Here is a 23398-nt window from a genome sequence, read left to right as displayed (position 1 = left end):
CTTACCCCTTTAGCCTTATTTTACCGCTCAACAGCTCGTCCATAGCGCCTTGTTTTATCATCTTTAGCTTTTCTATCTCATCTTGCAAAGCCAAAATTTCATCGTCCATATCGCTTAAAATTTGGGCGATTTTGGTTTGTTCGGTGATATCCGGAAAGGAAATTTCAAATTTAGAAAACTCGCTTATCCAATGCCTTTTATGATCTCCAACAAAAAAATTGATATTCTGTAAAAGCATAAAGGCAAATTTGATTGAAATTTTGTCATTTTTTGGTTTTAACATTTTCATTGCAGATGATTTGACTTTAAAGCGAAAATTTACAAATTTACTATCGGTGGTAAAATCGTCAAAGATAATTACAGGAAAATTTTCGTAACAATTAAATTCCTCCTCTGTATAGCCAAGAATAAAACTTTTTCCAGCCGTTAAAACGGGCACACTGCCTTTTTCTAAAATTTTAATATCTTGAATAATATAATTCGTCGGCTGTTCATATTGTAGTATTTCACCAAGCGTTGCAGTGTGCCAGTGGGGCTTTGGGGTGAGAAGTTGCTGGGCGGCGGCTTGTTTTATCGCACGTTTTTTGTCTAAAAGTTCGCACTTTACGCTGATAAGCTCGTCCATATCGCCCAGCACCTGGGATATCATTTTCTGCTCCGCCTTATCCTTTGGATATAAAATTTTTTTACCTTTTAGTTTCGAAAAATGCCTTTTATACATCTCAGGAACAATCGGATCAAATTGTAATAGTTGATATAAAAATTTTGGATTTAAGAATTTTTTAGATTTTAAAATTTTAATCCCATCTGCACCTTGTGCAAAATCAAAATTTACAAATTTTGTTACACAGGTATGATCACCAAAAATTATTACAGGCTCTGAAATTTTAATCACTTTTTTTTCGTCGTCAGTCCATCCGCAAATAAAATCTTGTGATTGGTCTATGATTGGAAATTTTCCACTTTTGCTGTATTCAATAGTGTTTATTTTTGATGGTGGTGTAATAGTTTCTATGCAAACGCCAATTATGGCGGCTTCCCAGCCTTGTGGAATTTGATCGTTATAAAAATGACTACTCATTTTGCTTTATCCATTGTGTCAAGGTGGGCTTTGACGCGAAGCGATAGAGCATTAGCGCGCTCAGTGAGTTCATCTAGTGTCTTGTCGTAGCGAGCTGCAAGCGTACTTATGCGAGTTATGCACTCTTGTACCGCTCGTTCTACGATGGATAAAATTTGCTCTTTGAGTTCGCTTAGCCATTTACCATCGACGACTAAAGTTTTTATCTCGTTCTCGTCAAGGGTTTTAAATTTGTCAAATACTTTTTGATTTAACTCTCCAGCGGCGGCCTTTAGCGTGCTTTCGAGTTCTTTTTGGTTGGTTAAAATTTGAAGTGCTTTGTTATAAATTTCTTGCTCATTTTTATTGCTAGTTTGTTTTATAGCTTCTTTTAGGCTTTTTAGGGTTATCTTGTCTTTATCGTCATAGGCGTTTGATAGCTCGTCCTCTCCGAACTCATCTACAAAATTTATAAATTCATCTTGCTTCTTACTAACCTTGGTTTCAAGGAGCGAAATTTGATCTATATCTTGTGCAAAATAACGTTTTGCTATAAGCTCCGGCGGGATGATCTCGCTTACAAATTTCTTTGCATTTTTTCCCGAACACAGGATTAGATTTGGCGTTTGTTTATCGCCTTTTTCTACTGGCGTTAGATTGCGCGCCGTCAGCCATCCGTTTTGCGTGATAGCATAAATGTCGTCGCTTAATGTATCTGCGACATAGTCCATAAAGACCTGGTAAACGTCATAATCACTCACTAGCTTAGTTTCTTTAAAGTGTTTTAAAAGGCTTTCGCCATATGTTTTAATAAGCTCTTTTGGATGGTCTTTTTGTTTTATGGATTTTAGATCATTTTCATCGTGCCAATTCTCAAAATGCGATAAAATTTCGTTCTCAAATTTTGCATATTCGCTTGATGCTTGTATCGTTGCCTTTAGTTCGCTTGGGGCAAAATTTGGCGAATAAAGCGAGCCATTAGGCGTAAAAATTTTAGTTTTTGTTTGTGTAAAAATACTCCAAAATTCGCCCAAGTCATCAATGTCGCTTTTTGGAATCCCGCCGCCATATAGATGCGCATGTAAGTCTTGCGTATCTGCTTTGTCGGCACTATCGATATAGCGTGGTATGTTTAGATTGTAGTCGTTGCGAGAAATTTCATCCAATGAGACTAAGCGGCTATAGCGTTCTAGCTCTTTTTGCGTCGTAAAGGTATCTACTATCTTATGTATGTCTTGCTCTCGAAGGCGATTTTTGTTGCCATCTTTTATAAAGCCTTTTGATGCATCTATCATAAAGACGCCCCGACCGCTTAAAACTTCGCCTTTTTCGTTAAATGTAGCGTCAAATGAATTTTGCTTATCTATAACTATAATGCATGCCGGTATACCTGTGCCGTAAAATAGGTTTGTCGGTAGTCCTATAACACCTTTGATAACGCCTCGGCGAAGTAGCTCCGTACGAATACGAGCCTCAGCATCGCCACGAAAAAGTACGCCGTGAGGTAAGATAATAGCACCATTTCCGGTAGTTTTAAGGCTCGCTATAAGATGAAGTAAAAATGCGTAATCGCCGTTCTTTTCTGGCGGAATGCCAACTTCAAAGCGGTTATATACGTCTGATGTCGGAACTATGCCGTTTGTCCAGTTTTTATTAGAAAACGGCGGATTTGCCGCAGCAAAATCAAAACGTTTTAGCGTATTTTTATCGGCAAATGCAGGCTTAGCTATAGTGTTTCCTTGTCGGATGTCGGCAGTGTCGTTGCCATGGAGTATCATATTCATACGAGCAAGTGCATATGTGGCTACATCCATCTCTTGACCGTAAATGCTAAGTCCTAATTCTGACTGATTGGCAGCTTTAAGCAAGAGTGAGCCAGACCCGCAAGTTGGGTCGTAAACCGTTGTAGAACGGTTGGCGGTAGGCGGAATGCCTATGATTTGCGCCATGATGCGCGATACTTCGGCTGGGGTATAGAATTGTCCTTTTGATTTACCGGATTCCGTCGCAAAATGGCGCATGAGGTACTCGTATGCATCGCCCAGCAAGTCATCGCCCTCAGAGCTGTTTGACGAAAAGTCAAGGTTCTCAAAAATCGATACTAGCGTACTAAGCCTATCAACCAGCTCTTTTCCTTTGCCTAATTTATCCTCGTCGTTAAAATCAGCTTGATTTATAACGCCTTGAAGGTCGTTTGCTTCTGCGATAGAGGCTATCTTTTTGTTTAGTTCATCGCCTATGCTCGGTTTGTGTTTAAGCGCGACAATGCTTGCGTAATCTGTACCCGTAGGTAGCTCCAAAACCGTGCTGTCTTTGCGGTCTGAGATGTATTTTAAAAATAAGAGCGTTAGAACATAATTTTTGTAAAGGCTTGCGTCCATGCCGCCGCGCAGTTCATCGCAACTAGCCCAAAGCGATGAATAAAGTTCTGTCTTTTTTAATGCCATATAAATCACCTTTTTTTGCTTAAAAAATTTAATTAAATTATATCATTAAATTATAAAAGACAATGCACTATATATTTTTAGCTTTTCTAAAACCTTAACCATAGCTAGTGTATCTAGTTTACAATACCCCCAAAGCGCTTTTATAATCACATCTTGTTCTTTTTTATTTTGCTATTTAACTTTGCATACTCATTCATTGCCTCTCCACCGTTATGGATTAATTCAAATTTACATACGCATCTTTAAAGTTAAGCACTATAGCTGGTAGAACTTTCTTAATAGATGAACTTACGCACATTTTTGGATGGTAGTAAAATTTCTTTACAAATGTAATTTCAAGGTCTTTGATATTGCTATGTATATTCATAAGGTGAGATGAAAATTGCGGAAATAATATGGCCAAATTTTATACTACTCCTTTTTCAAAACCAGCATGATAAGCTAGTACGAAAGTAGAATAAATTAGTCACCAAGATGACTGTTGCAGGGATTTTCATCCCTGCTTTTAGTACAGCAAAATTTCACCTATCTCAAGCTTTTGCACTAGACTAGCACGATCTTATATTGTAGAGGTTCATTTTTACTATAAAATGTTATTTATTTAAGAACTTAATTAATTCATCTTTAAAATGGTCATCATGATACTCTTTATATGTATAATCATAATTTAACACAAAACGCACATTACAAATGTGCGCATCTACTACTGCTGCGTCAGAAGTCGGTTTTTTAGTGTAGGCTTCAATATCTATATTTGTAGGTAAAAAGTTTTGATATGAAAATTCACTTCTAGTAAGAACACATTCCTCATTTAGATATTCATTACAAAATTCTAAAAACTTAGCTCCTAATTCATCTGCTAGCTCTCTTTGTGTGCTAGCCAAATCTGCAAACTGCTCAATTATTGGAGCGGTTTTAACAACTTTTTTATTTGCCATTTTTTCTCCTTTGTTTTAATCTTTTTTGTCAAGATATCTTTGTGACATGTGAAATTATAATAAGAAGAATGGACAAAAAATGTCCATATTTAGAAATTTGAATTAAAAATTTAATATTTTTTATCTTACTTTAAATTTCATAGTACTCATCCCAACAAAGTGCCATATCAACAGAGCCTATACGAAGTATATCTTTGATCTTATTGATATGTGTGTTATTGTTAAAAGCTGCAAATAGATAGCAAAAATATGCCTTCTTATCAAAATAGACAGAGCTACCAAAATATTCATTGCAGTTTTGTGTCCAGCGGCTCTTTTGCTTGCTCATTTCGCCAGGAACGATAGGCTCATTGATGATGGCTAAGAAATTATCGTCATTTTCATCATAATCTGGATCGTCTTCGCGCAAATAAAAGACCAAACGAAATTCCATAGCATAGTCTTCAATAAATCCACCCTCAACCCTTGCTTTTAGCCTATTTTCAAGCATTTTTGCATCTCTTATTAGAATATCTTGATAGCTAGCTAGCGCTTTATTTATCTTCTCTATCTGCTCCCACTGATCTTTGTTGGCATCAGAGATATACTCTTCTCTCTCGCTGCACTCTAGCTTTTTTAGGCAAAGATCTATGGGCGTATAGTCGTACCATGAGCGAAGCTTGCCCTCCATCCTGTCGATAGTTAAAATTTCATCCCAGCTAAGATCCGTATGGTCATATAAGCAGTGGTAAAACCAGCAGTGCCACTCGCCAGACATCTCATGTGTGGGCCAGTTTCTAAATTCGTTTTGATTTTCCGTATAAAAGTAGTCATCTATGAGTTTCATATACTCCCAATATCGCATAAGAAGTTCATCTTTTGAGTAAAAAGAGAGTATAAGGCTGCATTCATGATCCCATGCCTCTTTTACATCTTTTACCGACATATTTATCTGCTTTGCACGTGGCACAACTCGCTGTTCAAAATCATAAAGTCTTTCGTTTATGCTATTTAGCTTTCGCCTTTGCTCCTTTGTAAATTGTCTCATTTTTGTCCTTTAAAATTTAATCGTCGCAACTTGTTCGTAAATTTCTTTATCAACAAATTTGCCATCCGTATCAATCGAGTAGTTTTTGCCTAAAAAATAGAGTTTAAAGCCAGTTATAGCTCCAAAAATAGGCAAAGTTTGCGTTTTTTGATAGTAGTTTTTAGTGATCTTTGAGATAGCTTTTAGCTGCTCATTTAATGCTTTAAAACAAAGCTCATCTAAAAATGGTGTTAGGCTGATATACCTTAGATGCTGCGCCATAGCAAGGGCAAATATAGGCTCACTCTTGCGCTTAAAATCCGTATCTATATAGATATATGAGCCTCTAAATTTTACTCGCTCGTTGTAGAGTTTTTGCACCTCGCCAAGCTCTGTGTCTATGTTAAGAGCAAAGTGCTTGCTAAGGGCTAGGATGAGCGTTTCTGAGCTGTGCGCCCAGTCAAAGTGTCCCTTTGTGATAAACTCATCAAGGCTCTTTGCTGTCTCTAAATTTGCAAGTGCTCTTGTGAAATTTTGCTCTCTAACATAGCCAAGTGCTTTTGAGAGAGCCTTTTTGTCGCTTGTTTGTGTGAGAATTTTAAGTTGCTCGTAGATCATTGATTATCCTTTTTTTGATTTTTATCGCCGATACATTTTTTGCGATTTGTGAAATTATAGCAACTAGAATGGACAAAAAATGTCCATTCTAGTTTAGAGAGTTAGTTTATTGTTGGATTTTGCCAAATTTCAAGAAAATCATTAAATATTTTTTCTGAGCGTTCTTCTATTTTACTTTTATTCCAAACTCTATTTTTTATAACTTCTTGCGTTATTTTAAGCATTGCATGTTTTTGTATCTCTTCTCTTTTTTTATCCCAGTTGTTGTTTTGTATAGCGGTATTTAGCTTGCTTTTTAGAAGCGCCATATTTCCTATTTGATATATTAGTTCATTTGCCGTTTCCTCATTTTTACCAACATTTGACCAGTTTTCTTGCCAAGCTTGCGGCATAAGATGTTCTAGCGTATAGGTATATTGCAACTCGCTAATATCATTTTTTTCGCTTCTACAATTATATAACTCTATCCAAAATAGCACTAAGCTGGCACGTTTATTGTCTATATCCAACAATGCTTCCTTTATCTCATCATCGTTGGTTATTTCAAAGTTAGCGATAAATTTTTGCATATCAACTTTACCTTTGATATTTTTAATATTCCTACCGATAACTTTATTTATGCTATTTGTTACTTTCCCGCACATCCAGTGTCTGATTATAAAATTTTCAAGTATTGCATAGCACTCGTCAAGCTCTTTTTTATCAAGCTCTAAACTACGTAGCTTTAACACGAGAGGTATAAAAATATTATATTCCGATATACTCATTATATGAAGCAATCTTTTTTCGTTATCGCTAAATTTAAAGGTTTCGCCCTTATCCGCCCAAGGAAGTTCATAAAAAAGATTTGCATACCAGTTTATCTCTTTTATAATACCCAAAACCTCGTCTTGGCTTTTATCTTTTATATACTCTTTATATAGCATACTAAGTCCATCTTGTGTATGCTTTTCTATATTAAAAAAGCCTTTTATAAGCGCATAAGCATAAAGTAAAATCTCACTTCTATATCTTCTTGAAGCTTTTTCTTCCCAAAATTTTAAACGTTCATTTGAACCTTCAAATATACTTTTCCAGCACTTATCGTATATTTCCTTTGCTTTTTCATCACCCATATTTCCAGATTTTATAAGTCTATCAAATATTGCGTTTTTGATAATATCCATTGACGATAAAACTAAACCTGCTGAGTTTATAGAGTCAAATATTTTTTGTTCATCTTCATTTTCATCTAAATTTATAACAACCCATAACTTCATCTCTAATATATAGTCCAAGAAACGAACAATATCACTACTTTCTAAATTACTATTTTTTAATCTTTCAGAAAAATATTTATAGCATGAAATCAGTTTGTCATCATTTTTTGCTTCATAAAATTCCAAATAGTTTTTTGCTTTTATAATAGATTCAAAAGAAGCTCTATTTATATGTGAGTGCTTAATTTTTGGATTTTTTTCACTTCTTGGCTTTGCATATAAGTATCCTGCATAATCATTCATTCTAACTTCATCCAGCATATCATATATAGATTTAACTAATATAGAAAAAGTAGTTAGTCTTTGCTGTCCATCTATCAAGCTTCTACGACTTCCATCTCCCATAGAGCTTGATAATTGCTTCAGTATGATTGAACCTAAAAAGTGAGGTCTTCTTTCTTTGAAGCTATAAAAAAGATCTTCAAAAAGCTGTTCCCACTGTGGCTTACTCCAAACATAAGGACGCTGAAAAAATGGAATTTCTATGTTATTTTCTTGTTCCATAAATCCAAAATTACCTTCATTCGCCTTCATTGCATCTCCTTTAAAAAAATAATTGATTATATCACTACTTTTTGTCAAAGTAAATATATTAAAAACATCGGACACAAAAATGTCTGATCAACTCATTACAATTACCAAAATTTCTTACAAAAGGATCAAAATGCAAGAGAAGATAGATAGGATCAAAAAGATCATCGCAGAGGCCGATGCGGTTATCATCACAGCAGGTGCTGGCATGGGCGTGGATAGTGGATTGCCTGATTTTAGGGGAGATCTAGGGTTTTGGAGAGCCTATCCACTTTTAATGGATAAAAATTTAAGCTTTGAAGATATGGCAAATCCGCAGTGGTTTTTAGATGATCCAAAGCTAGCATGGGCATTTTATGGTCACAGGCTAAATTTATACAAAAATACAGAGCCTCACGAAGGCTTTAGGCTGCTTTTAGATCTTGTAAAAAGCAAAAACGAAAACTACTTTGTCTATACCTCAAACGTCGATGGACACTTTGCTAAGGCTGGCTTTAGCGAAGATAAAATTTATGAGTGCCATGGCTCTATACACTACTCTCAGTGCATCCACAAGCGTGATGGTGCTATATGGCAGACTTGTAGCGATATAAGAGTAGATGAAGAAAAATTTATAGCTTTAGATATGCCAGTTTGCCCTGAGTGTGGCTGCGTGAGCCGCCCAAATATCATGATGTTTTACGATCATGAGTTTAACTCAAAAAGAACCTTGGCACAGCACAAAAGATATGAAGCATGGCTAGAGCAAAACAAAGATAGCCGCTTTGTGATCATAGAGCTAGGTGCAGGTCTTGCGGTGCCAACAATCAGAAATTTTGGTGAGAAATTTGTCAAGCGCTCCGAAAAAGCAACACTTATCCGCATAAACCCACGAGATAGCTACATCTCAGAGTATATCGGCATAAGTCTAAAATGTGGCGCGCTAGATGGTCTTAGGCAGATATTATGCTAGAAAAGACACCCTCTAGTCCTAGTTTGGATATAATCCCCAAACTAGGAGGCCAAATGAAACCCATCATAACCAAACAAGAAAACAGCAAATTTGAACGCATAAATTTTATAGCCCTAAAGCTAAGAGAGAGACCGCACACGATAAAAGAGCTAACAGCTATGCTTGGAGTGACCTCAAAGACCATCCAGCGCGACCTTTACGACACACTTAGAGAGTATGGTGCCGTCAAAAAGGGGCACTACTGGAGCCTAAATGATGAGGACGCGAGCGACGGACTAGACGGCGATGACAGAGTGGTGCTAAATATCCTTGATAACGTGGCAAAAAACATGGGCTCAAATTTTTACAGCAAGGCTCACGTGCTTCTAGAGCAAATTTCTCAGCAGCTAAACCACCCGATACTGACAAACATAAACAACGAAAAGCTAAGCGAGGATGATCTTGTAAATTTTCAAATGCTTGAGGATGCTATAAGAGAAAAAGTGGAGATAACATGCACGTATAACGGCTTTGAGTTTCTTGTAAAGCCTCTAAAGCTAGCACTTTTTGAGGGATTTTGGTATCTGCTCTTGCTTGATAGCAAAAAGGGTAATAAATTTAAGAAATTTCACCTAAAAAGCATAAAAGATATAAAGCATAGCGGGGATAAATTTGAACTAAGTAGCGAGCTAGATGAGCGTGTAAAGGCGATGAACTCAGCATGGGCAAATTTAGAAGCCCCAAAAATAGTAAGACTACTACTAGCGCCAGAAGTGGCGAAATACTTCGAGCGAAAGCCACACGCAAAACAACGCATAACTGGTCAAGATAGCGACGGCTCAGTCGAGATAGAGATAGAATTTACGCACATAATGGAGATAAAGCCGCTCATATACTACTACCTGCCATTTATCAAGGTGCTTGAGCCAAAAGAGCTGGCTGACGAGGTCAAAAAAGATGTCAGCGAGTATCTAAAAGAGATAAATTTCTAATCTAAGAGGCGCTATGAGCAGCAACGATAAAGAGACGCTAGAGCTTATTAGATACTACAAAAAGAGCTGGTCGCTACTGCAAAAATTTGATGATGGCTCACTTGGTCTTTGCAAAAGCGATGTGGGCGAAAATTTTACCCTTGGATATGACGAAGCGCTAACGGCAGTGGATGAGCTAAAAAGAGAGCTTATAAAAAGGGGCGAGGCGTCAAATATCTTTGGCGTTCAAAAGGCAGATGAATTTGAAGGGATAATAAAAAATATATATCAGACATTTAGCGGACTTGATCTTTTAGCAAGCCCGCAAGAAAAAGCAGCAAATTTGATCTACTACATCATCAAAGACCACCCTTTTAGCGACGGCAACAAACGCATCGGATCATTTATATTTATCTTGTTTTTATCAAAGTGCAAGCTTCTTTTTAAAAGTAGTGGCGAGCTAAGGATGAGCGACAACGCCCTTGTTACACTTGCACTGTTCATCGCTCAAAGTGAGCCAAAGCAAAAAGATATGGTGGTAAATTTGATCACAAATTTGCTTGGGGATTAAAAACAAATGAGCGGCTTAAAACTTTTTCACGCTAGCGATCTACACTTTAATGCTGACTATTTTGACTATATTTTGGCCCTTCAAGATAAATTTGACATTTTTTGTTTTAGCGGTGATTTTTTATACAAAGAGAGTGCGCAAGAAAAAGAGCAAGCTACTTTGTGGCTAAAAAGCTTTAAAAAGTCGGTATTTGTATGTTCTGGCAACCACGATATGCCGCCATCTTGGCTAAATTCTATAAGTGGCATATACTCTGATGGCGCTATAAAGACTATAAACGGCGTTAAATTTGGCTGCGCACCTTACTTGTGTGATGATCTGCTTGAATTTGCAGAGTGTGATATCTTGCTGACTCACGTTCCGCCAGCAAAGACAAAAACAAGCATCAGCAAAAACGAAAAGGATCACGGAGATATAGAGCTTACAAGGCTTATTAAGAATAATCTTTTAAATGCAAAGATCATCCTTTGTGGGCATATCCACGAGCCAAAATCACACGCGGATACTTTAAACGGAGTTAAAATTTATAACTCAGCAAGTAGCGGTACAAAAGAGCCATTTTATCAAATGATAGAGCTATAGTTCTCTATCATTTTAGCCACTTCTTGGTGCTCGTAGGGGGTCATTTTTATATTTAAAATTTGCAAGCATATCTCTTTTATAAATTCGCTCTCACAGCCAAAGTCGTTTTTTAGATTTTGCAGTATAAATTTACTCTCAGCAATGACATCATGTGGGTTGCTTAATGCCTTGACAGCTTGCTTGTAAAAATCTTTTGACATCTCTGTGTTGCTATATTTCATAAAATTAGCATTATTTACGTAATCATAGCTTGATTTTGCCTGCGCCAAAAAAGAAAACTCATCATACTCTTGCCAAAGTTTTTGCTCGCTCATTTTCGCTCCTATCTTTTTATTATAAATAAAAATTTGGACAAAAATATCCCAAAAACAGACATTTTTATGTCTTTAACTCTCGCTAATATCCTCTTAAATTTTTAGGAGGTAAAAAATGGTTTGTACCAAAGAAGAAAAAGAACTTTTGGTAGTTTTTGATCAAAAGCTTCTTGAGATACAGCGCGAGATGACGGCAGAGTATCTGCGCATTAAGGAGCTTTTTAAGACATATCTTGACCATGATAAAGATATGATAGACATTGTCTGCGAGGTTAGTTTTTATATGAAAGACTACGAGGAGGAAATTCTCTCTGTTGAGTTACAGGACTTTTACTTTGAAGATGATGATGATCTTAGTGGTATAGAGCTATGCTATGACGGGCGACCACATGGCTTTGACTGCTCGATCATACTCGCTAAGATGCATAGCGCCTCAATAACTATAGAAGAAATTTTATCTATTGATGATATATGTTGGCATTTTGAGCCAAGGCTATACTACAAAAAGGAAAAAATAAGTGCTGCGCTCAACGAGAAGCTCATTTGGATGCCTATTGTAAGCTCTGATGACTACAACATATATCTGCCAAAGGGCGTTAGAGAGGCAAGCACCTTGAAAGACTTTGACAATATGTATATTCGTAACAGTTTTTTGACCTCTTGGTTTGATTTTGAATATAAAATTTTGCCAAAAAGTTATAAAAATTTTATCACCCGTTTTAGACAAACACCAACTCAAAGCTTTATAGATCTAGATAGTTTCCATAGCAAGGAGTATTTATCAAAGCTATATAAAGACTATGAATTTGTTGAGCAAATAACTGGGCTTATGATATCAAAATATGTACCGCTAGATATGATCTCAAGAAGCGTTTTAGACGCATATAAAGCGATGTGCGAAGGGACTTTACATGCGTGCAAACTAGCGCTTGAGCTAGGCTTTGCCATAAACGCTCGTGGTGGCTTTGGATATTCCACTAAAAACTCTGGTGCAGTAAGAGCCCCATATAACGACATAGCGCTAAGCGTTATAAAGCTTCATAAAGATAGGCCAGATCTTAAAATTTTATATGTAAATTTTGGCAACAAAAAAAGTGAAGGCGTCTTTGAACTAGCGCAAGATGATAAGAGCCTTTGGGTCTATGAGGTCTACACAAGAGGCTATGAAGTTGCTAAGGATATATGCCCCAAATTAGATAATGTCTATTGTGACTCCGTCTTGCCAAATACCACAAAAGAGCAATATCTGCAAAATATAAAAGATGGGCTTAGTAAAGCTATAAGCAAGATAAGGCCAGATCTCATCATCTATAGCTCAGATGTGACTATGACGTCTGGTTTTTTTAATGTAGATGCAAATTTGCTAAACGAGCGTGATGCAGTCGTGACTGCTTTAGCAAGAGATAACAAAATGCCTCTTTGTGTTTGCATTAGTTCAGATCCCTTTCAAGATGCACGTCACAAGGAGATGGTGCATTTTTATAAAAGCCTTGTAGAAGATATGCTCTGCGTTATCGTGCAAAAGAGAAATGAAAAGGCGTGATATATGAGATAAATATAAAAACCATCAGAAATTTTACAAAAATAGCCTAGAAAATAAGGTCCTGCGGTGCTTTGCATAGATACAAGCGGTAGCATGATAGGCAAACGAGAAATGGTTGCAAAAAGCGTTGCGCTATATATGGCAAACACCGCAGTAAGCCAAAAACGTGTATGCTATCTCATAAATTTTAGTATAAATATCAGCTCGTTTGATCTAACTAAAAATGCAGACATGCTAGTGATAAGCAACTTTGAGTTTGCAAAGATAAATTTATCAAAAGATGAGATAGATACAGCGAGATTTTACGGGCTAAATGTGGGCTTTGAAAAGGCAAAGGATGAGTTTTTTGATGAGATGATAGACTATTAAAACAAAAAAATGAAATAAAATATTTTTTTATATTTTATTTCATTTAAAATTGTCGCTGTAAAACTATATTTCTTCTACCACAAATTTTACTATTTTGTCATGGCGTTTTTTGATAGCGTTCTTATCCCACTTATCTTTAGCTATCTCTTTTATCTCCCTTTGTTGAGCTAAAACATTATAAGAGTTTAATTTATCCGTAAATGAAACATTTCCGATTGAGCAATTATGGGATTTTGAAATCAAAAGATAGTTACCAATGCAGTCTAAATACATATTTTTAAATTCTTCATCATATTCACAATACCATTTGGCAATAGGAGTTCCGTCTGAAGGTGTTATCGGCGCAATATGCTCTAATTCAGGGCTTGCGATCTGCTCCATTTGCATAAATCCGTAGCCTTGTTTTTCTTGCGATATTAGATAATTTTCATATTTCCAAAGAATATGCTTTGCTATTTTATGATCTAGGGCTCCTTGCAATGCCTCCTTAAATTTTGCATCAGACCAATAATAATACCACCACAAGTCATTATTATTTGTTTCTTTTTTTAGCCATCTAATACGATCAATAATTTGATATACATCTTTATTTTCTTCCGTAAATTTTTCATAAACCTTTTTAATTCTATCTTCAAGGTGAGCTCTTGTTCCAATTATTCTATGTCTTATAACAAGTGATTCTAACTCAGCAAACAACCTTGCTTTATCTTCATCTGATATCTTATACTTATATGATTTTATTACAAATGGCATTACTTGTGTTTCTGCTAAAAGCGCTAAAGAATAGATCTCATAAATTTTCCTATTTTTAAAAAATAATTTTAGACTATCAAAACTATTTTTTAATTCAAGTGTAAAATTCATTATAAAATTTGTAGCATTGTTCTTATCTTTAAGCTCTTTTTCAATTTTTTCCATAGAGACATCGATATCAAGTGTATTAAAAGAAACCCGTAGAGCATATAGCAAAACATCATCTTCGCTAAGATTATTTTCAATAACCGATATAGACTTATAAATATGTTCAAATCTCTCTTGAAGCTCTTTTATTTTTTCTGATTTTTCTTCTTGGTTGATATTTGAAATCCAAATTTCATACATGAATTGCGCTTTTACAATCTCAAGTTTTGTAGGGTCTTTTCCTCTATTATTTTGAAATATAAACATTTGTATAGCTTCAGCCTCTTCGTTTACAATGTGTGTTGTGCAAGCTGAATTTATTACGCAATTTATATATTGTCTGCAACTTACTTCATCTTTTGATTTTAATTTATTTTCAAAAAAATCAAAAGCTTCCATAATTCTAACAGCCGATAACGTTTCTAGACTTTCTCTTGAAATATCTTTTTGATCAATTACATAGTCCTTAAAAAATGGATTATCATATTCGACGGTCGAAAATCTATATTTACTATTTCTCTTTATCACATCTTCTTTTATTTCTTTATCATCCTCTGTTAAAGATCTGATATTTGCCAGTCTTTTAAATACTGATGAGAGAAAAATTTCAATTGTAGTTAAACGTTGCTGTCCATCAATTATGTTGTATAAATCTTCACTTTTTTGCTCAAAAAGAAAATGTCCGAAATAATACGGAGTAGTAGAGCCACTATCTATATAGTCATCTAAATCAATCAAAAATTGCTTAACTTGCTTATCTTTATCCCATGAATAAGCTCGCTGGTAGTTTGGCACACGAATAAAGTTACCACTTAACATTCTTCTAATAGTTGTTTTTGCTTCCATTACAATTATCTCCTTTTAAAATGTTTTAAAGCATTTTTCTAAAAGTTTATATAAACCTAGATTACTTTTGACTTATAATTTTTATAACTAAAGATCACATTTTTAAAACCCAACTCTTCTTTCGTTTTCTATCTTTTTATATCTGATCTCGTCATTTAGGCGATTTGCAAATTCGCTCGCGTCTGCTACCGGACTAAATTTATTTGCTCTTAGCACAGCTGCAAAGTCTCCAGGCGTTAAAAAGGCGAATGAACCAACAAGTTTTAGATCGCTACTGCTAGCCTTTAGCCCTAAAATTTCACACTCTTTTTTAAAAAGACTAAGTGCTTGCTCGCTTTTTAGATAGCTAAATTCTATCTTCATATCAAAACGCCTCATACTCGCGCTATCAAGCCTGTCAAGCAAATTTGTCGTAGCGATAAATATGCCCTCAAAGTTCTCCATCTGCACTAGCATCTCATTTACCTGACTTATCTCCCAGTTTCTAACCGCGTTATTTCTATCTTGCAAAAAGGTATCGACCTCATCAAAAACAAGCACAGCGCCTTTTTCTCTAGCTTCTTTAAAAGCCTGAGCTATATTTTTCTCTGTTTCACCGATATATGAGTTTATTAGATCGCTTGATTTTTTTAGAACAAGTGGCTTGTTTAGCGACTTTGCTATGTATTTAGCGTAGGCACTTTTGCCAGTGCCAGCTGCGCCGTATATACATATCCTAGCGTTACAGCTCTCTTTTATGCCACAAGCAAGTTTGTTAAGATCGGTGTTTGCGTTTATAAACTCCACATTGTAGCTTTGTGGCAAAGATAGACCTTGATCGGCGATTTTCTCTTTGTCATGTCCTTGCGACTTTAGAGTGTTGTCTATCACCATTTCAAACGCCTTTTGCTTGTCAAATTTATCTAAACTTAACGCCACTTTGGCTGCCTTTTGTATGACAGCTGGCGAGAGAGAAGTGTAGCCCAAAAGCCTTTTTATGCTCTCATTTGTGCTAAGGCCGTTTGAGTATTTTTCTATTATCCTTTTGCGTGTTTTTTCATCTGGGATAGGTAAATTTATGGCTATATCAAAGCGTCTTAAGACAGCCTCGTCCATATCTTGCACCTTATTTGTTATCCATATAGTCGCTATTTTATTGTTTTCAAGGGCTCGATTTATCGCAGCCTTGTTTATCATGATGCCATTATCCAGGCTAAATATATCCTCAGCCTCGTCATACATCAATAAAATATTATTAGAAAAGATATTTTGCACCGCCGTGTAGGCGAGATATCTCTTTGTAGCCCTTTTGTCGTTTTCAAATTTATTATAAGCCACTTCAAAAAGCTCAAGTCCGATCTCTTTTGCCACTAGCTTTGCAAATTCTGTTTTGCCAGTGCCAGCAGGTCCGTAAAGCAAGATATTTATCCCATGCCTTTTTGTGCTAATGGCATTTTTAAGATACTCAAGCGTAAGAGATAGCTCGTCCTTTATGTGCTCAAAGTCACAGCTCTTTAGATCGCCCTTGCCACAAGGCACTACGCTTTTTGAGAAAATTTTGCTTATATAGTTTTTGGTATCAAACATCTCAAAAGCAAAGTCATCATTTAAAAAGCTATATTTAGCAAGAAAATTAATTTTATATCTCTCCATTACGAGTAGCCCTGAGCTTAGCAATTTCGCATCATATTTTAGTGCGTTATTTACAGCGCGTTGCGGTAAATTTAAGATAGTGGCGATCATTTTATTAAAATCTCTATTGTTTATATCTGCTATCTTGCCGATAGTGTTTTCAAGCGTATTTGAGTTTGATACGACGATCAAAAAGCCTAAAATTTGCTTTTGCGTCTCATCCAAATTTAACTTTTCGCTAAGCATTTGTAAATTTTTATCTAGCAAAGCAGGAAATTTTGGCAAATTTTTTAAGATATCATCATGCCTTTTCTTTAGCTCTTTTAAGAAATTTGACATGCCGCCTATCGCTTTTATCTGCTCCTCGCCATAGCCAAGACCCTCTATAGCCCTATCAGCTGTATGTCCATTTACTTTGTCAAACAGCCCGTAATAAAGCACTGCACGCAACAGATAAAATGTAACAAGTCTGTCAAAATTTCTCATCTCATTTCCTTTTTTATTTTGAGATGATACTTAGCTTTTTGGACTTTTGTATGTCTTATTTTTATAAAATTTGCTCTTAAATTTGAAATTTAGTGGCATAGAGCCACTAAAATCTGGGGTTAGTTTTGTTTTCTTTCGACTAAGTTATATTTTTCAAACTGCTCTAAAATGCCTTTTATTATCCCTGCAAAATCTTCTGGACTAAGCTTATCTTTTATTATATTTTCACAAATATCTTCTTTAAAAATTTTGTCACTATAAGCCAAAAAATATTTTGTTTGATTTGGGAGCTGCTGCTTGAATGGATTTTCTAATTTTTCATCGTCTATATTATCATCTACCCTACGAAAACCAACATATGGCATAGAATACGTGCTTGATTTTTGAAATTCGACTGTGAAGTAAAAATTTTTCCATTTTTTATCTTGAGATGTTGTATTCTTTATTACTATAGGTCTGTAAGCTACACTATTTAATTCAATACTATATTTATCTTTTAAGTCATTTTCTAAAATGTCTTTTACATTTTTAAAAAATTCATCTATTATTTTCTTTCTCGTCTCTTGATATTTATTTGCTATCTCCGACACCGCAGTATAATTTTCTTTAAAAATTTCCACCAAATTTGCTGTTTCCATCTTATCTATCCTTTTGTATCTATTATAAATCATCTCTATCACGTCCTTGTATTGCGATAAAAATATATTTAGGTCAGTTATATTTGACACCTCATTTTTGCACCTATCTATCCACTCTAAAATTTCTTTGCCATAGCTAATGACCTTAAATTTTATAGACGGATTTTCTCCTAGTAGCTTGGCATAATAATCGCCAAAGCTTTGTTTATCTGGTAGCTCTCCATCTGGATGCAGATATAAAACATATATATCCTCATCTTTAACGCGGTCGCTCTCTTTAGCACCTTCATTTTGAATAGCTTTGATATACCTTGCTATCTGCGTAGGTTGGTCTTTTGCATATACTTTATTTTCTAAGATGATATGCTTCTTGCCGTCGCTTATGTAGATATCTATATGCTTAAACTCTTTAAAAACGGTCGCCCTGCTCGTGTCTATGCCAAAGTCATCTATGCCACACGTCTCTAAAAATAGCTTTAAAAATAGATCACTCTTGTAGTGATCACCGTTTGGATCAAGTAGCGAAGCTATGAAATTTGAGTGCAAATTTACTTCATCGCTAAAACCATGAAACAAAGTAAAGATATTATAGTCGTGCTTGCCCATGGCCCTTTGCCTGTCTGCCTGCGATTTTGCCGCCATGTAGCCTTTGCTCATATCTGCAAAAAGCTTTTTAAAGTGCTCTTTTTTTGACTTTATCTCCATCCTCTCTCCTTTTAGAATTTGATATCTATATCGTCTATTTTTCAGTATTTTATAGTCGCCTTTATATCAATGATCCGCTCATCGACATAAGCTAGATCATCAGTGATGATCGCATTAAATTTACACTCATCACAAAGCGTATCTCTTATCTGCTCCAAGCAAAGCTTGATCACAGCGTCAAGTGGCATATCTTTAGAAATTTTTAAATTTATCTCGATGCCCTTTGCATTTTCAAGTAGTGCCAAGAGCTTATCGGATATGCTTTGACTAAGCGCATATATGTCCTGCTTTGCCCTAAATATAGCCATGTGCTTCGACTCGCCACTATCATTTTTATACCAAGTTTCAAAGATGCTGGTGTGCTCCATTCTCTCTCCTGCTATAAAATTTGATTTAGCGCTTCTAGGCCGCCTAGCTTTAGGCTGATGCCAAGCTGTGGGTTTAGGTCACTATCTTTTGGATTGATACGGATAAGAGTTGCATTTTTAAAGCGTTTTACCAGTGCTTCACCGTGCTTTCTGATGGTTGGTACCGCTAGGCCTGCGCCTATTTCTATTATGGCTATTTTTGAGTTTTCATTTTCACTTAGCCACGCTTCATATCTTTTGCGCTGTGCCCATGTTCTTTTTGGATTAAACTCGTGATCGTAAAACATCATGATATTTGGACGGCTCACGCAGCCACACTCAGGGCAAACTGGCATCTTTGTGGCGATAAATTTCTCCTCATCTACCTCAACACTACTCTCATCCATCTTCCATATCGTCCCATCGTCGTCGTGGATACACTGAGCGTAGTGAATGGAGCCATGAACTTCATAAATTTTATCCTTGTTAAATCCAGCCTTGGCAAAGTGTCCATCGACGTTTGAGGTGCAGATGAAGTAGTTTTCGTTTTTCTGCGCGCAAAGCTCTTTTAGCATGGCAAAGCCAGCGTGAGGCTCGGTTTTGTTGTAAAGCTTTAGCCTATGGCCGTAAAATGCCCAAGCTAGCTTTGGATCGTCAAAAAACCACTGTGGATTTGCTATATCGGTAAAGCCCAGATCCTTATCTTTTAGCGGCGGATATGCCTTCCAAAAGCCCTGATCTCCACGAAAATCAGGCAAACCACTATCCACACCCATACCAGCACCTGCTGTGATGACTATGGCGTCTGCGTTTTTGATGATCTCTTTTGCTTGAAGTATTGTTTCTTGTAATGACTTAAATTTATCTGTGTCCATGTTGCCTCCTATGGCTTAAATGCTTTTGGCATTATAGCCGGCAAAGCAGACACTTTTTTGTCTATTTTGCCACTTCGCGCAGTTTTTCTAAAACCTTAACCATCGCTAGGGTATCTAGCTTGCAGTATGCTAAAAGTGCCTTTTTGTAGGCCTCTCGCTCATCAGCTGGCATATATGCCATAGCCTCATAGGCCTGCATCGCTTCGCCGCCATGGTGGATCAAATTTAGGTCCTTATACGCTGACTCAAACTCAGGCACGAGCGCTGGCAGGACGTATTTTATAGAGTAGCTGCCCTGCATCTTTGGGTGGTAGTAGCTTTTGCTAGCAAATGGCGCCATCAGGTCTTTTATGTTGTCGTGGATAGCCATAAGCTCATTTGAAATTTGCGGATAAATTTCAGCAAGACGTCTTATCACCCTTTTTTCAAAGCTCATATTATAGGCTAGCACGCAAGCATCTTGTGGGATAAATTTGATCAAATTTAGTGCCAGCTCATATCTAGGATCGGCCCCGACCTCAGCCAAGAACTCAAAATGCTCTAAATTTCCCTTGCCGTTATCTTTATGGATAGAAAACTGAAAAGGTATCTGCTCGTATGGACTAAGCCCCACAAACTCAGGTACGGCCTGCTGAAAGGTCTCAAAGTCAAGATGGTAGAGCGGATAGCTAAGTGTGTCTAGAAATTCTTTGATAGCCTCTTTGTCTATGATCTGCTCTTTGGATAGTTCAGAGCGGATTTGTATCTGCTGAAAGGCGTTAAATTTATCTAGCTCTTTGATATCTTCAAATTTAACTATGCCGCTTTTATAAAGCTCAAATTTCTTTTTACTTCTTAAGCCGCTAATATCAAAAATACTATACTCGGGGATGCCTCGCTGCCCGCGCCAGCAGTACTCCCAAGCGTCGCAATTATAAGGATCTGAGCAGTGAGGACCGATATCAACCTCTGGCTCAGTGTCTTTGCTAAGATTTTCATCAAATTTACTTAAAATTTGAGGGATATCTGCTTGTTTTTGCCTTACTTGCTCGGTCACGTCTTCGGTGTGAAAAAACTTCTCAAGCTCGAGCTTCTCGCCTCTTACATAGCTATTATCTATGTGGATGATATTTACGGCACTCACCTTGTAGCCAAGCGAGCTAATGACGTAGTACTGGATGCTTGCATCATCGATATAGACCTCTTTTACCGAGGTTGAGCTCTTTACTTCGTTGATGATGAGGCCATCCTCGTAGATGCGAAGGATATCGACCATCACAAGGATGCCGTCAAAGCAAAACGTAGCCTCATATATGACCTTTGTGCCGCGTCCCATAAGCTCCTTGGTCTTTGCCATCTGCGAGCCAAAGTCGCCAGTGTATTCTATCCTCTCGCCACCACTAAATAGCTCACAGGCTAGCTCGCCTACTGATGTACCAGTGTCAAATATCGCCTGCGCACCATCATCTGGGGCTTGCAAAAACTCAGGCTTTTTCTTTTTAAGCCACAAGCTCTTTTCACACTGAATACCGCGGATGTAGAGGGATTTAGATAGTGCCATTATCTATGCCTTAAAAATTTGTTTTATTTTTATATATCGTCAAAAATATCTTTGCTTTTAACATCCTTTTACAAAATTATACCAACAAAATAGGAATAAATTTTGTCCATTTTTTACTTTAGAATTCATCCCAAAAAGGAGTGGCGATGAAGAAGATCAAACAGATAAAAGAGCTATTTGAAGCTGGCAAAGAGAAGCAAGCAAAGGATATGTTAGGTCACTTGCTAAATGATGCACCAAATCAATGTTTCGTCTGTGCAAGATGGATATACCGCACGATGTGTGGTAGGCCTGAAAACGGCATAGCTGGCGCAGCTGCTATTTTTAAGCTCATGCAAAAGAACAAAAAAGCTGAGATATTTGGGCGAGTGTATGAACTAGAAGACGATCTTTTTTCACACATAGGCTTTCATAAATGGGCTCGCGAATGTTTCAAAAAACTCATAAAAACCGCCACAACAAAAGAAGAATTTTTCATTGTAGCCGATGAGGCAGAAAAATATATCAAAAGAGAGATAAAACCGCTCTCATACTACAAAGAGATCGCGGACCAAATTTCAAAAAGCGAAGCAGTGAAGATAATCCCACTAAAAAGCAAGTGCTACTTCATAAAACTCGAGTACAAGCTATTTAACTATGCCATAAGAATTTCTAAAAAAAGCTGGCAAACTTACGTCATCTGCAAAAATGCAAAGATAAAATTTGAGTGGTTTTTAAGACCTGATGCCGAATTTGACACCTATAATAACTGCAGTGTAGAAGAAAATATATGTTTGCATAAAATATCAAGCGAATTTGGCCTTTGGGATAACGAAATTTACTTTGAAACAGATACGCTAATATGTATAAAAATAGCAGAAATTTTCTATGAAAATAAAGTTATTGACAAGGCAAAAATAATGTTGCTTCAGGCTCTAAGTGTGGCTTATTATAAAGGTGTATTTATAAAAAATGTCATAGCAACTTTAAAAAGTGCGGCACAACATTTTGGCAGCGACAGGAAATTTATAAGAGAGATTTTAAAGCGTACATTAAGCCTTAGATATGAGTATCTTGAGCGAAAGAAGCTAAGACTAGCGTTAAAAGAACTTGGGTGCTTTGATTACTGGGCTGAAGATATAGACTATGAAAAAGAGTATAGTGATCTTGATCCGCTTGATTATTGTTAGGGTGGAGGGCTTATAAAATGTAGGATTTTAAATAGATAGATAACCTAATCATTGCACTTATATTAGCATAGATATATTTGGAGATAAAAATTTATATTTAATCTCCCAATCAAAAATCAAACCCCATACCACCAATATCTCTCTTTTTTGGCACATCTACATCGATCTTAACATCTTTTTGCGCATGACTTAATGCATACCTTCTAGCGACTTCTTTGAATTCTATTGTAGCTCTTGACATTGCTCTTGTGACAATGAATGATTTTCGTATTTTTTGCTCAAGTTTGTTAGTTGCAAAAGATAGTTAATACCCGCAACACTACCGCCGTTTTTAGCTTTAAAGAATTTTACTAACATTCTTAACTTCTTGGATTTTGCTTTTGTAGCATTAAGTTGTCTAATTCTTTATTAACGTCAATTATAGGACAACTTAGAGCGAATTAGGGTAAAAATATTTTATGTTTTTGTCTATAACTCTTTAAAAACAAAAAATAATATACAAAAAACATATTAGATCAAAATAGAAGAATTTTAGAATATTAAATAGACCTGATGGAAAATAAAGGTGGAATGCAAAAAATAAGAAGCTTAAAGTTCTTGAAACATCGTTAAAATCTGGTTTTAAAAGGATTTTTAAAGAAGAATGGCTCCGGATGCTGGGTTCGAACCAGCGACCAAGTGATTAACAGTCACCTACTCTACCGCTGAGCTAATCCGGAACACTTAAAAGAAGTCGTATTATAGTTAGCAATCATTTAAAAACAGCTTAAATAACTAAAAATTTTAGCTGCTTTATTATAAAATATATATTTAAGACTACTCAAGCAAATTTGCATGAGTAGTCTTGTTTAAACTTATTTAAAACTCTAAACCAGAAGTATTTTAAAATTTATTCTTCCTAACATCTTCAACTATAGCTTTAGCCATCTCATCTACTTCTGATGTTACTTCGTTTGCTTGGTTTGCAATTACTACGTTTTCTTTTGTCAGATTATCTATTTGAGCAACTGATTGATTTATCATATTTATACCTTCACTTTGCTCTTTGATTGATTCACTCATCTCATTTATTGATTGAGCTAGGACATTTGTATTTGCTTCTATCTCACCTAGAGATTTTTGAGTTCTTTCAGCTAGCTTT

The 23398-nt window shown here is 36.1% G+C and carries 21 protein-coding genes, 1 tRNA gene and 1 pseudogene; 7 read left to right on the top strand and 16 right to left on the bottom strand.

The window, feature by feature from the left end:
- Position 1: 1 nt before the first annotated feature.
- From FZ945_RS10250 to FZ945_RS06415, 7 genes are all read right to left on the bottom strand, one after another.
- Positions 2–1081 (bottom strand): restriction endonuclease subunit S, encoded by a 1080-nt coding sequence (locus FZ945_RS10250; protein WP_262367173.1) that lies wholly within the window; start codon positions 1079–1081, stop codon positions 2–4.
- Entirely contained in the window at positions 1078–3507 is a 2430-nt protein-coding gene (locus tag FZ945_RS06435; protein ID WP_148803376.1) for a type I restriction-modification system subunit M, read from the bottom strand. The genes FZ945_RS10250 and FZ945_RS06435 overlap by 4 nt, the downstream gene beginning before the upstream one ends.
- A gap of 217 nt (positions 3508–3724) precedes the next feature.
- Positions 3725–3874: a hypothetical protein gene (locus FZ945_RS10630; protein WP_410369046.1), complete on the bottom strand. Its 150-nt coding sequence runs from the start codon at positions 3872–3874 to the stop codon at positions 3725–3727.
- 226 nt (positions 3875–4100) lie between these two features.
- On the bottom strand, positions 4101–4445 hold the full coding sequence (locus tag FZ945_RS06430; protein WP_148803374.1) for a hypothetical protein: 345 nt from the start codon (positions 4443–4445) through the stop codon (positions 4101–4103).
- Between the two features lie 130 nt (positions 4446–4575).
- Positions 4576–5472: a hypothetical protein gene (locus FZ945_RS06425; protein WP_148803372.1), complete on the bottom strand. Its 897-nt coding sequence runs from the start codon at positions 5470–5472 to the stop codon at positions 4576–4578.
- A gap of 9 nt (positions 5473–5481) precedes the next feature.
- Positions 5482–6069: a hypothetical protein gene (locus tag FZ945_RS06420; protein ID WP_148803370.1), complete on the bottom strand. Its 588-nt coding sequence runs from the start codon at positions 6067–6069 to the stop codon at positions 5482–5484.
- A gap of 101 nt (positions 6070–6170) precedes the next feature.
- Positions 6171–7862 carry a DUF262 domain-containing protein gene (locus FZ945_RS06415; RefSeq protein WP_148803368.1) on the bottom strand — a complete coding sequence of 564 codons (1692 nt, stop codon included), beginning with the start codon at positions 7860–7862 and terminating at the stop codon, positions 6171–6173.
- Between the two features lie 130 nt (positions 7863–7992).
- On the opposite strand from FZ945_RS06415, the gene FZ945_RS06410 reads away from it, so the two are divergent.
- The 4 genes from FZ945_RS06410 to FZ945_RS06395 are packed head-to-tail and all read left to right on the top strand — an operon-like array spanning position 7993 to position 10914.
- Positions 7993–8811, top strand: coding sequence for an SIR2 family NAD-dependent protein deacylase (locus FZ945_RS06410; RefSeq protein ID WP_148803366.1), 819 nt, complete (start codon positions 7993–7995; stop codon positions 8809–8811).
- Positions 8812–8864: 53 nt separating this feature from the next.
- The gene (locus FZ945_RS06405; protein ID WP_148803364.1) at positions 8865–9782 is read left to right on the top strand and encodes a helix-turn-helix transcriptional regulator; all 918 of its coding nucleotides are present in this window, start codon (positions 8865–8867) and stop codon (positions 9780–9782) included.
- Positions 9783–9795: 13 nt separating this feature from the next.
- Positions 9796–10332 (top strand): type II toxin-antitoxin system death-on-curing family toxin, encoded by a 537-nt coding sequence (locus tag FZ945_RS06400; protein ID WP_148803362.1) that lies wholly within the window; start codon positions 9796–9798, stop codon positions 10330–10332.
- 6 nt (positions 10333–10338) lie between these two features.
- A complete protein-coding gene (locus FZ945_RS06395; RefSeq protein ID WP_148803360.1) occupies positions 10339–10914 on the top strand; it encodes a metallophosphoesterase family protein in 576 nt (191 codons plus the stop codon).
- Here the strand turns inward: FZ945_RS06395 and FZ945_RS06390 are convergent.
- Entirely contained in the window at positions 10896–11228 is a 333-nt protein-coding gene (locus FZ945_RS06390; protein ID WP_148803358.1) for a hypothetical protein, read from the bottom strand. The genes FZ945_RS06395 and FZ945_RS06390 overlap by 19 nt on opposite strands.
- 115 nt (positions 11229–11343) lie before the next feature.
- Between FZ945_RS06390 and FZ945_RS06385 the strand changes: the two genes are divergently transcribed.
- A complete protein-coding gene (locus FZ945_RS06385) occupies positions 11344–12771 on the top strand; it encodes an arginase family protein (protein WP_148803356.1) in 1428 nt (475 codons plus the stop codon).
- Between the two features lie 66 nt (positions 12772–12837).
- On the top strand, positions 12838–13140 hold the full coding sequence (locus FZ945_RS06380; protein WP_148803354.1) for a vWA domain-containing protein: 303 nt from the start codon (positions 12838–12840) through the stop codon (positions 13138–13140).
- A gap of 63 nt (positions 13141–13203) precedes the next feature.
- Here the strand turns inward: FZ945_RS06380 and FZ945_RS06375 are convergent, their stop codons facing one another.
- The 6 genes from FZ945_RS06375 to FZ945_RS06350 all read right to left on the bottom strand — a co-directional run bounded on the left by FZ945_RS06375 (position 13204) and on the right by FZ945_RS06350 (position 21088).
- Complete coding sequence (locus FZ945_RS06375) at positions 13204–14886, bottom strand: DUF262 domain-containing protein (RefSeq protein ID WP_148803352.1); 1683 nt, start codon at positions 14884–14886, stop codon at positions 13204–13206.
- A 102-nt stretch (positions 14887–14988) separates the two neighbouring features.
- Positions 14989–16983, bottom strand: a complete 1995-nt coding sequence (locus tag FZ945_RS06370) for an AAA family ATPase (RefSeq protein WP_148803350.1) — start codon at positions 16981–16983, stop codon at positions 14989–14991.
- Positions 16984–17102: 119 nt separating this feature from the next.
- Positions 17103–18326 carry a PDDEXK-like family protein gene (locus FZ945_RS06365; RefSeq protein ID WP_148803348.1) on the bottom strand — a complete coding sequence of 408 codons (1224 nt, stop codon included), beginning with the start codon at positions 18324–18326 and terminating at the stop codon, positions 17103–17105.
- 41 nt (positions 18327–18367) lie between these two features.
- A complete protein-coding gene (locus tag FZ945_RS06360; protein WP_148803346.1) occupies positions 18368–18694 on the bottom strand; it encodes a hypothetical protein in 327 nt (108 codons plus the stop codon).
- Positions 18695–18705: 11 nt separating this feature from the next.
- Positions 18706–19548 (bottom strand): SIR2 family NAD-dependent protein deacylase, encoded by an 843-nt coding sequence (locus FZ945_RS06355; protein ID WP_148803344.1) that lies wholly within the window; start codon positions 19546–19548, stop codon positions 18706–18708.
- Between the two features lie 61 nt (positions 19549–19609).
- Positions 19610–21088, bottom strand: a complete 1479-nt coding sequence (locus FZ945_RS06350; protein WP_148803342.1) for a DUF2779 domain-containing protein — start codon at positions 21086–21088, stop codon at positions 19610–19612.
- 146 nt (positions 21089–21234) lie between these two features.
- Between FZ945_RS06350 and FZ945_RS06345 the strand changes: the two genes are divergently transcribed.
- Complete coding sequence (locus FZ945_RS06345) at positions 21235–22257, top strand: hypothetical protein (RefSeq protein ID WP_148803340.1); 1023 nt, start codon at positions 21235–21237, stop codon at positions 22255–22257.
- A 644-nt stretch (positions 22258–22901) separates the two neighbouring features.
- Here FZ945_RS06345 and FZ945_RS06340 read toward each other — a convergent pair.
- Both FZ945_RS06340 and FZ945_RS06335 read right to left on the bottom strand, forming a co-directional pair.
- Positions 22902–22976: transfer RNA gene (locus FZ945_RS06340), tRNA-Asn, on the bottom strand.
- A gap of 163 nt (positions 22977–23139) precedes the next feature.
- A pseudogene (locus tag FZ945_RS06335) lies at positions 23140–23398 on the bottom strand (methyl-accepting chemotaxis protein); the annotation flags it as partial.

It is taken from the genome of Campylobacter concisus (assembly GCF_902460535.1).
Lineage (GTDB): Bacteria > Campylobacterota > Campylobacteria > Campylobacterales > Campylobacteraceae > Campylobacter_A > Campylobacter_A concisus_AS.
This window is presented reverse-complemented; position numbering and strand designations above follow the sequence as displayed.